Source organism: Streptococcus sp. 2106 (assembly GCF_013277315.1).
GTDB classification, from domain to species: Bacteria; Bacillota; Bacilli; order Lactobacillales; family Streptococcaceae; genus Streptococcus; species Streptococcus pseudopneumoniae.
Genome location: NZ_VMMS01000061.1, coordinates 16,823 through 27,269 on the forward strand (window position 1 = coordinate 16,823; position 10,447 = coordinate 27,269).

Genomic DNA, 10,447 nt, shown 5'->3' on the forward strand with positions numbered 1-10,447 from the left:
TGAAGTTAGAGTAGTACACAACTGCTTCTAAGATCTGGTTAAAAATTGCTTTCTTCAGATTTTATAGTGCATTGAATCTATAACGGTACGCATCTACTACTAAAACATTTCTATAAATCAATTTTCCTTTCCTACTCGATTTGTTCATATCTTATTTCAATCCATTATACATCTTCCCACAATAAAACGCATAATACCAAGGATTGTCAATACCTTATCTTATGCGTTTTTTCTGATTTCAAAGAATTTTGACTCAGCCTTCTTTTTAATTATTTTCAAAATAGGAATCAACCAACTTTTGAATGCGCCCTTCTTTAGCCGCTGGAATGGTATCTGCTAAAACAAAATTCTTCCTACTGATATCTTTAGAAAGATTGCCAAATATAAAATTAGTCGAGATATTATAGATAATCTCAGACGGAGCAAATCCATAAACCTGATTCTCTAAAATATGCTTCAAACGTTTTTCAGAATCTGGAAATAATTGTTTCAAACCATCACTATTATAGAGGCGTTTAACCAATTCTGCAATATAGAGACCTGACTTCATATATAAATCAATAAAAGTCTTAGATGGATCATCAAAAATCCCTGGATTTTCCTTTTCCAAATCATCCACCATCCTTTTCACCACTCGTTTAGGAGTGAAAATTTGGTTGGTCTTCTGCGGTGGAATATAGTCAAAAATGTCTTCTTTTTGATCTTTAAAATAATCCGCCAACTCCTTTTTCTTGCGAAGAAATTCTTGAATAGCTTCGTCAAATGTTGCTTTATCAAAGAGATGCCCTGCAAAATCCTGCCCACCATCTCGCAAATATCTAAACTGATCAATCGTAATCCCTGTTACTTCATAAAAAACATGTTCAGGAACAAAGGTCTCAAAATTATCAAGTGTTAGAGATTGATTGCCATAAGCCATAATAAAACTTGGGATGGTTCGTGCAAATCCACGAAGATGGTCACGAATCTCATCTTGAGCTGATTGTTTCAACTGTTCAACACGTTTTCTCTCAACCTGTTCGATAAACTTCTCAGGCATTTTTTCCACTTCTTTTTTGAGTGTTTGCTCTAGTTTTTCTTTGTGAATGAGCTTATTTTCTTCTAAACGTTTATCCAAATCTTCTTGAATCTTATCCTTTTGCTCCTTATCATCTGCTTCTTTAATTTGTTGCTGCAATTCTTCCCTGATATGAGCTTCAGAAATTTTTCTTTCGATATCATTTTTTCGAATTTCATTCTCAAGTGTTGCTGTAATTTGTTTCTTGATTTGGTCTGTTTCCCGAGTTTTAAGGTTGTATTCAGCTTTTAAATCTTCTACAATCACTGGAGAAACTGTTTGACTCAACTCAGAAGCCAACTTCCTATGAGATTTTTCCTCATTCTGGGCCATCACTTCTGTAACTGACTCACCCAGCGCATAAACTTTTTCACCAAAAAGTCGCATTTGCTGATTAACTACAATTTCATGGTCTACTACTGCATTTCCCTCATCATCTACTGTAACATCTGAAAAGTCTAATAAATCAGAACTATCTTGTACCTTCCCTTCCTTTTCAACTGGCAGCTCATTTAAAATGTCTAGAACTGTTTGACTAGCTTGGAAAATACCGCTGATATTATCAAATAATAGATTGGACATAAAGCCACGTTTAAGAACTTCTCTAGCTTTTATCTGGCGAGGAATGGTTAGAACCGCCTTGGCATCAATTTCAACCATTTTACCAGCACGGTCTTCAGCTATGACAGGGAAGAAATTGAGTAATTCTCTGATGTTTTCTTCACGAGTTGTCGAAGTCCCGCCGCCTCCTGCAGTCGCAAGCGATAAGTTGTTGGCAAACTCATCAAAGAGAATCAAGGTTCTTTCCGGCGCAAAGTCAAATACATAGGCTCTTTCTTTGCGAAACTGATTTCCTTTGTTATCGATCCATGAGTAAGGATTTTGAGCACGGAAGGCGGCCTGCATATAAAGTGCAGGTGATTTCAAATTCGATAACATCAATACACCTGTCCACTCAGGGATAGTGACACCTGTCGTCAATTGACCGACGGATAGGGTAATGGTTTTGTCATTACCTGCTATCGCTTTTCTAACCAAGTCCAAGGATTTGAGTTTGACTTTATCGTCTTCTTCGGACATACGTCCGTCACCAGCAGCTAGAACGATCTCATAGTTTTCATAGATGGGGTGTTCTTCTAGTAGTGCTTTTAAAGCCTTAGCTGATGCTACACGCTCCAACAGCCAAAAAGTATGCTTGAGTTCGTTCCGAAGTTCTTTGGTTGAAAATGGATACTTTTCATTGCTTGACAGAGTATCTAACCAATTTTTGACATCTTGCTCATGGATAAATTTACCTTTATCATCTGTAGCGAAAAATTCACTCAAGTCAAAAGCATAGTCAATATTTTCACCATCAAGTTGAGCGCCTTTCTCTAGCTCTTCACCAATCATCTGAGACATTTGATAGGTAAAGAGATTTAACTGAGGTAAGGTTTCATATGGATTTTCCTCTTCTTGCTCAGGCGACCAAATAGTTTTGGCTGCCTGCTCATCAGCATAAGACCAGTTATAGATTTGCTCCTCGGTAAACTCTCCCTTTGCCAATGCTTTAAATGGTGTACCTGACAAATGCAGAGTAAAATTCCGTCGAATCTTATTAAAGGCTTGGTCAGTCTTGAAGGTATCAACTCCTTCATGAGCCTCGTCAATAACCAACAAATCCCAATGCAGATCAGTCACCCATTTGAGTTTATCGTGCTCTCCACCTAAATAAACAGAACCTTTCAAGTCTTGGAGACTGATAAAAGCAAGTTGTCTTACATCGTCATCTAAAATACCAACAAATTCTTTACGTGACAAAGTTGGACGACTCTTAAGGCTATCTGATTCAGAAACAAACTTGTAAGTCGTCTGGCCTGCTATGAATGTTTCAAAATCATCATACCATGAGTTAACAATGGCAGGGCGGTTTGTTACAATTAGGACATTAACAGCTTCCATTCGACGAGCTAGGTCATAGGTAGACAAGGTTTTACCAAATCGTGGTTTGGCATTCCAGAGAAATTTGCCTCCAGCATGTTCTTGGAAATAAGCTAATGTCTTAGCAACTGCTTCTTCTTGCTCTTGTCGCAGAGTATAGTCCTGTCCTTTTCCAGGCTGATAACCAGACAAATCATGCTGAACAAACTTATCAAAAAGATTTTTTGATTTTTCAGGAGTTCCATTAAAATAGAACCATTCCGTCTTGGGACGACGTTCTACATCATGGAAAGACAAGAAATGGTGGAAATCATGGTCCTTGAAAGTTTTCCCCTTATCAGGCTCTTCTGTATAAGCTGCATCACCAGTCCATAATATGTCTGTATCTATATGAGCTGTATGCGTTTGCTCCTTGATACGTTGTGTGACATCACGTTCTGTATACCCAATCTTAATCCAGCCTTCATTACTGGTTACTGTCGGTGTGGTGTAGGCATAGATTTTAGGATGAATCTCTTTAGTGGTTTTAATTTCTACTGGCATAAGTTTTCCTTTTTTGAACGTTTGCTAACCAAGTCAATTTATCTAACAAATGACTTTCTCATCTCATAAGTACAAAAAGGGTCAGGGCATCGTATGCTTCCTGACCTAATCCTATGTGTCTATTATAGATCATTGAGCGCTATTTGTCAAATAAAAATACTTCTCTAATCCATCTCCCTTACATGTGTCTCAATAAAGGCAATTTCCTCTGGAGAAAGACCATATTTTTGATAGAGCTGACGGTCAATATAAGCCACTGATTGTGTCCAATCAATGTCTGAATCATTTGTAAAGTCTTGGAGTGGAACGTAATACCAAGTTTTGCGTGAGTTATGCTGAGTAACTTTCAAAACACCTAATAATACTCTAGCGAATTTAGTTTTAATAAATTTAATACAAGCATCGGCTTCAAATTTTGTTTTAAAATTACCAATAGATAAAAAAGTATCTGTATGCCCGATTAGGGGTTCCCCGATTAGGGGTGTTGATAAGACTTCACCTAAGGCACCACTTCCATTAGCTTCTGGTACAAAAACATTATAATTTTCGAATGTTTCCGGTAAATCTAAATATTTTTTATTAATATATCGATAAACACGTTCGGAGCCAATTCTTCCAAGTAGAGCAACATGGTCTTTTTCTTCTTTGTTTTTGAAAACAAAATCTAACTGAGTTAGTGATTTCGAAACAATTTTATTTTTTGTTCCTTTTCCTTGCAGCTTTTCAGCATTTGGATAATCAGAAAAAAGTTTATTTGAAAATCTATAAATACCTTGAGGATAAACTAAATCAGAAAAAGTTTCAAATTCTGGATGTTTTTCGATTTTTTTTACAATACCATTCAAAGTTTCAAAAATAGTAAATACTCCGATTGGTCCCAAATCTTTATCAACATCACGATAAGTTATTGCTACTCCACCCTTAATATCCGTTCCTGTAAATACTTTACCGCTTTTAAGTTCATAGAATTGAACTTTTAAATGCTTGTCTTCAAGCATCTTTTCCATCCAATTTTTAGGAGTTTGACCAGCTTTAAATAAAAACCTTGCTGGGGTGATTAGTATAGATTTATCTGCGATTTTATAAGCTTCATCAATAAAATAGTGATATATCGGCTCATCTCTAGCTTCTCCTATTTCCTGATACGGCGGATTTCCTATCACGACATCAAATTTCATTTCACTTTCCTCGCTAGATAGGCGCTCAAAACCTATCATTCTATTCTTTTTCCAGTCTTTGATATGGGTTTTAGATTCTTCTACATCTTGGACCTCTAGCTCATCCGCAAACAAACTCAATTGTTGAGATTGCCTTTGTTTAGCTGAATAAGGACTGGTTTTTTTCAGTCCATCCATCTGAAAGACATTGTAAGAGATGATAGTTGCAATCTCTTTCTTCTGCTCTAATGTTGGTTGATTTCCAGTCTTAGCTAGATAATAGTCCTCAAAAGTTGCCAAAAGATTCTCACGCGCCAAAAGTAGAGAGTCCCCTTGGTACTCATAACCATACGAAGCACGATAAGCTTCTTTTATAAGTTTATAAAAGGCGACTTCATCTGAAACCTCACGACTAATCCGTTGTAGTTTTCTATCTACAAACCCAACACGCTCAGATAATGGAATTTCCTCACCAGTTACGTTATCATATCTCGTTACCATATAGGGTGCTTCACCACAAGTTATCTCTAACCACCGTAAGTCAACATACTCTTCAAGACTTAACGAGCCTAGTTCCGATTCTACATATCCATTTTGCTTTGCGACCAACCAAGTTGGTGTAAACACTTCTGCCCTTATTTTTGTCCGATCTTTTTGCTCATATTTGGATTTTTCAGATCTGGGTTGAATCAAGTTGGCATAGTTTCCAGTAACCTTACTTGGACTAATAGCATCACTAGGACTAAAGCCTTTTCCTAACAAGCTATAAGAATGCGTTGCCCAAACAATTGATTTCTTTGTCGTTCGATCTTTTAAAAGAATTTTTAATAAGTCAGCCGATTCTTTAGCTAAACTTTCTTCACTAATATCTATTGTCATAAGCAACCTCTCTTATATTGTAAGCCCTATTATATCATATTTTAAAGAATGAAAATTTACTTGGAAAAAAGTAATTCAATAAATATCTCTCCGATGACCAACTTCTAGAGTAGCAACAACTAATTCATCATCTACAATTTGTACGATAACTCGATAATTACCAATTCTATAGCGCCATTGACCAACGCGATTACCAACCAAAGCCTTTCCGTGTCGTCTTGGATCTTCCAAAACATTGGTTTGTAAATAGTTTGTAATTAGCTTCTGCGTATAACGGTCCAATTTTTTCAATTGCTTGATGAATCGTCTTGTCGGAACTAATTTATACAAATTATTCATCCTCCAAGCCTAAATCATGCATCATTTCTTCCCAAGTAATGGGTTCAACTCCTTTTTCCAAGTCTTCTAAATACTCTTGATAGGCTAAATCTGCCACACGAGCATCGTATTCGTCTTCTAGAGCTTCAAGAGTTTTGGTGCGGATCAGTTCCGACAGGGAAACTCCTTCAAACTTAGCCATTGCTTTCATAAATGTTTTATCAGCTTCAGAAACTTTTAATGTAATAGTAGTCATCTTTTGCACTCCCTTTTTTAATGGTAACACCATTGTATTACTTTTTAGGTGTTCAGTCAATATAAAAAGAACACCTTCTCAGCGTTCTTTTTATATGTCCGTCAAGGGTGTTGCGGTATCTGGTGAGGTATCATAAACCTTAAAGTCCACTCCGACTCCCAGATCAGCTTGAGCCAGCTGATTGACCATGGTCATATGAGCCAGTTCCTTGATATTGTTCTCCTTAGATAAATGCCCAAGGTAGATTTTCTTAGTGCGGTTTCCCAAGGTACGAATCATAGCTTCAGCACCGTCTTCGTTAGAAAGGTGACCGAGGTCAGATAGGATTCGTTGTTTGAGTCGCCAAGCGTAAGAACCTGCTCGCAAAATCTCTACATCATGATTGGACTCAATAAGATAGCCGTCCGCATTTTCGACAATTCCCGCCATACGATCGCTAACATAACCTGTATCAGTCAGCATGACAAAACTCTTGTCATCCTTCATAAAGCGATAAAACTGCGGTGCGACTGCATCATGGCTTACACCAAAACTCTCGATGTCGATATCTCCAAAGGTTTTGGTTTTACCCATTTCAAAAATATGCTTTTGCGACGAGTCTACCTTACCGAGATACTTGCTATTTTCCATAGCCTGCCAGGTCTTTTCATTGGCATAAAGATCCATACCATACTTGCGAGCCAAAACGCCTACTCCATGGATATGGTCTGAATGCTCATGGGTAATCAAGATGGCATCCAGGTCTTCTGGCTTGCGGTTAATTTCAGCAAGTAGGCTGGTAATTTTCTTACCAGATAAGCCTGCATCTACTAAAAGCTTCTTTTTTGAGGTTTCCAGATAAAAGGAATTTCCACTGGAACCCGACGCTAAAATACTGTATTTAAAGCCTATTTCACTCATTCTAGTCTTCTACTTCGTCCTCCCATACTTCTTCTTTCACTGCATCCTTATCATAAGGGAGCACAATGGTAAAGGTTGAACCCTTGCCGTATTCACTCTTGGCCCAAATAAAGCCCTTATGTTGTTTGATAATTTCTTTAGCGATAGACAGTCCTAGACCTGTACCACCTTGTGCACGACTTCTAGCACGATCCACACGATAGAAACGGTCAAAGATACGTGGTAAATCCTGCTTAGGAATCCCCAAACCGTGGTCAGAAATGGATAAAATCATCTGGTCTTCAGTTGTCTTCATTCTGACAGTGATTTTACCCCCATCTGGCGAATACTTAATAGCATTATTTAAAATATTGTCGACAACCTGCGTCATCTTATCTGTATCAATTTCCATCCAGATAGAATTGATGGGATAATCTCTCACCAACTCATATTTTTTCTCCTTTTCCTGTCCTTTCATCTTGTCAAAACGATTGAGGATAAAGGTAATAAAAGCAGTGAAGTTAATCAGTTCCACATCTAGGTGACTGGTAGCATTATCAATACGTGAAAGATGGAGGAGATCCGTCACCATGCGCATCATACGGTTGGTCTCATCAAGAGAAACCTTGATAAAGTCTGGTGCTACAGTTTCACACAAAGCCCCCTCATCCAAGGCTTCAAGATAGGATTTTACGCTAGTCAGAGGAGTCCGTAACTCATGGCTAACATTGGAAACAAAGAGTCTTCGTTCGCGTTCTTCCTTCTCCTGCTCCGTCGTATCATGCAAAACAGCCACCAAACCTGAAATAAAGCCAGACTCTCGACGTATCAAGGCAAAGCGAACTCGAAGGTTCAAATATTCACCATTGATATCTTGGGAATCTAGCAACAATTCTGGACTTTGGGTAATCAAATCACGCAATTCATAGTTTTCTTCTATCTTGAGCAATTCCAAAATGCTTCTATTCAGAACATCTTCCTGAACCAACCCCAGTTGCTTCTTGGCTGTATCGTTAATCATGATAATCTGACCCCGACGGTTGGTCGCAAGAACCCCATCTGTCATATAAAACAGAATACTATTTAGCCTCTTACTCTCTTGTTCTAGATTTTCCTGAGTGAGACGAATAACCTCCGACAAGTCATTCAAATTATTGGTAATATTGGTGATTTCAGACCCACCTTGCATATCAAGAACCTTGGAATAATCTCCTGCAATCAAATCTTTAACCTTTTGATTGATTTGCTTCAACTGAATATTATCACGTCTATTTTCCAGTAATAAGAGGGTCACAACAAGGATGAAACCTAACAAAATCAGGATAAAGATAAAATCTCTGGTAAAAATGGTTTGTTTCAGTAAATCAAGCATTATTTCTCATGTAATACCCTACACCACGGCGTGTCAAGATATACTCTGGTCGGCTGGGCGTATCTTCAATCTTCTCACGCAGACGTCGGACAGTCACATCAACTGTACGGACATCACCAAAATAGTCATAACCCCAGACAGTCTCAAGCAAGTGTTCGCGCGTGATGACTTGACCTGTATGCGATGCTAAATGATACAAAAGCTCAAATTCACGATGGGTTAAGTCTAGTTCTTCGCCATATTTTTTAGCCACGTAGGCGTCTGGAACAATTTCTAAATCCCCAATTTGGATAGGTTGAGGTTTACTATCTGCTTCCTGACCATCTACTGGCATAGGTTGAGAACGACGCAGAAGAGCTTTAACACGCGCCTGCAACTCACGATTGGAGAAGGGTTTCGTTACATAGTCATCTGCCCCAAGTTCCAAACCGATAACCTTATCAAATTCACTATCCTTAGCTGACAGCATAAGAATGGGTACACTACTTGTCTTGCGAATGGTCTTAGCAACTTCTAAACCATCAATTTCTGGAAGCATCAAATCCAGAATAATAATATCTGGCTGCTCTGCTTCAAATTGCTCTAACGCTTCACGACCGTTAAAAGCAGTTACAACCTCGTAACCTTCCTTGGTCATATTAAACTTGATAATATCCGAGATTGGTTTCTCATCATCTACAATTAGTATTTTTTTCATATGTTCACCTTTTTCTCTACTATTATACCAAAAAAATAACAAGAAGACACGATAGCTAGTCTTGGCTACTGTCTAAGTTGGCTTTTGCATAAGCCTGCCAGATTTTTTGTTGGGGTTTGGCAAGTGGGTAATTCTTGAACTCTTCTGGTGAAAGCCAGCGAACTTCCCTATCTGAAAAATCATGGTAGTCACTCACCTGACCTGTTACAATTTGAACATGCCATTTACGATGACTAAAGACATGCTTGACAGTCTCAAAATAAACATCAAACCAAGCAACATCTAGGTCATAGTCCTGCTGGAAACTCTCCTCTGGACTGGGGCCAAAGTTTACACTTTCTTCCGCAACCTGATGAAAGAGGTCAAACTGCTCTTCTTGCGAAAAATCATCAACTTCTACCAGTGGGAAATGCCAAAAACCTGCCAATAGCTTTTCGCTTTCATTTTTTTCAAGCAAAAATTGTCCCTGACTATTCTTTACCACCAAGGCTTTTAGATAAATAGGAACTGGCTTTTTCTTGGGAGCCTTAATTGGATAACGGTCCATGGTTCCATTCTGATATGCTGCACTGAAGTCCTTAACTGGGCTTTCTTCTGGTCTGGGATTTACAGGAGCCTCAATATCAGACCCTAAATCCATCAAAGCTTGATTAAAGTCGCCTGGACGATCCTGATCAATCAAGATTTCCATCATTGCCTGAAAAATTTTGCGATTACTTGGAATCCCAATATCATGGTTGACTTCGAACAGACGGGCCAAAACACGCATAACATTACCATCTACAGCTGGCTCAGGCAAATTAAAAGCGATACTGGAAATGGCTCCTGCTGTGTAAGGGCCAATCCCTTTCAAACTGGAAATTCCTTCATAGGTGTTTGGAAATTGGCCCCCAAAGTCAGTCATAATCTGCTGGGCTGCAGCCTGCATATTACGAACTCGAGAATAATAACCCAAACCTTCCCAAGCCTTCAACAAACGCTCTTCAGGCGCATTCGCCAAACTTTCCACTGTTGGAAACCAGTCCAAAAATCGTTCGTAATAAGGAATAACTGTATCCACCCTGGTCTGCTGGAGCATGATTTCAGATACCCAGATATGATAAGGATTTTTACTTCTACGCCAGGGTAAATCTCTTTTGTTTTCATCATACCAGTTGAGAAGTTTCTTACGAAAAGAAATGATCTTTTCCTCCGGCCACATGGCGATACCGTATTCTTTCAAATCTAACATATCTCTAGTATAACACAGAAGACTCTAACTGTCCTTTTCCTAGTATTAATACTCTTCGAAAATCTCTTCAAACCACGTCAACGTCGCCTTGCCGTAGGTATGGTTCCTGACTTCGTCAGTCTTATCTGCAACCTCAAA

8 protein-coding genes are annotated in these 10,447 nt (G+C 38.5%); all 8 read right to left on the bottom strand.

The annotated features are described in order from the left end of the window. Positions 1-265: 265 nt before the first annotated feature. Positions 266-3,520, bottom strand: a complete 3,255-nt coding sequence (locus HT723_RS07170) for a DEAD/DEAH box helicase family protein (protein WP_172934916.1) — start codon at positions 3,518-3,520, stop codon at positions 266-268. A 164-nt stretch (positions 3,521-3,684) separates the two neighbouring features. Continuing rightward, entirely contained in the window at positions 3,685-5,556 is a 1,872-nt protein-coding gene (locus HT723_RS07175) for an Eco57I restriction-modification methylase domain-containing protein (protein WP_172934917.1), read from the bottom strand. A 75-nt stretch (positions 5,557-5,631) separates the two neighbouring features. Beyond that, positions 5,632-5,886, bottom strand: coding sequence for a type II toxin-antitoxin system RelE/ParE family toxin (locus HT723_RS07180; protein WP_001809704.1), 255 nt, complete (start codon positions 5,884-5,886; stop codon positions 5,632-5,634). Between the two features lies 1 nt (position 5,887). Next, entirely contained in the window at positions 5,888-6,130 is a 243-nt protein-coding gene (locus tag HT723_RS07185) for a DUF6290 family protein (protein WP_000208079.1), read from the bottom strand. A gap of 90 nt (positions 6,131-6,220) precedes the next feature. Continuing rightward, positions 6,221-7,030 carry an MBL fold metallo-hydrolase gene (locus HT723_RS07190; protein WP_001289495.1) on the bottom strand — a complete coding sequence of 270 codons (810 nt, stop codon included), beginning with the start codon at positions 7,028-7,030 and terminating at the stop codon, positions 6,221-6,223. Position 7,031: 1 nt separating this feature from the next. Continuing rightward, positions 7,032-8,381, bottom strand: a complete 1,350-nt coding sequence (gene vicK, locus HT723_RS07195; protein WP_172934918.1) for a cell wall metabolism sensor histidine kinase VicK — start codon at positions 8,379-8,381, stop codon at positions 7,032-7,034. Beyond that, positions 8,374-9,078, bottom strand: a complete 705-nt coding sequence (gene yycF, locus HT723_RS07200) for a response regulator YycF (RefSeq protein ID WP_000722076.1) — start codon at positions 9,076-9,078, stop codon at positions 8,374-8,376. Before yycF ends, vicK begins: the two co-directional genes overlap by 8 nt. 55 nt (positions 9,079-9,133) lie before the next feature. Then, positions 9,134-10,309 (bottom strand): A/G-specific adenine glycosylase, encoded by a 1,176-nt coding sequence (gene mutY / locus HT723_RS07205; RefSeq protein WP_172934919.1) that lies wholly within the window; start codon positions 10,307-10,309, stop codon positions 9,134-9,136. Between the last annotated feature and the right edge of the window lie 138 nt (positions 10,310-10,447).